Source organism: Faecalibacterium sp. DFI.5.82 (genome assembly GCF_029076575.1).
In the GTDB taxonomy this organism is placed as follows: Bacteria; Bacillota; Clostridia; order Oscillospirales; family Ruminococcaceae; genus Faecalibacterium; species Faecalibacterium duncaniae.
In genome coordinates this window covers 1-289 of record NZ_JARFIS010001120.1, presented here as the reverse complement: position 1 = coordinate 289, position 289 = coordinate 1, and the positions used below count along the sequence as shown (strand labels likewise).

Sequence of the window (289 nt, the reverse complement as noted above, 5' to 3'; positions counted from 1 at the left end):
GTGAATCTGACTGCATCGTAAAAAAGAAAAACATCTGCTGTCCCACGCCGGAGGCTGTCACGTCCGGCAAGGGGGCAGCAGATGTTTTTTTGTGTGAAATCCTGCCTTGTTCAACTTACGATTCATCCAGTTGGGCAGCAGTGCAGAAACACTCAGTTCCGCTGGAACCCAAGATAGCGGGTGCCTTGAAATCTCAGCTTTCCAATGTCGCCCTCCACAAGCATTCCGTAGTCCGAACCACTTACGGTAAGTTCCATACGGTCGCCGCTTTCCACCTGAAAGGTCACAT

General features: G+C 50.9%; 1 protein-coding gene. It reads right to left on the bottom strand.

What is annotated here, in order from left to right; genetic code table 11:
• Window positions 1-152 precede the first annotated feature (152 nt).
• Window positions 153-289 (bottom strand): DUF2500 domain-containing protein (locus tag P0G09_RS20400; protein ID WP_275253593.1); only part of this gene is annotated, 137 nt, incomplete at its 5' end.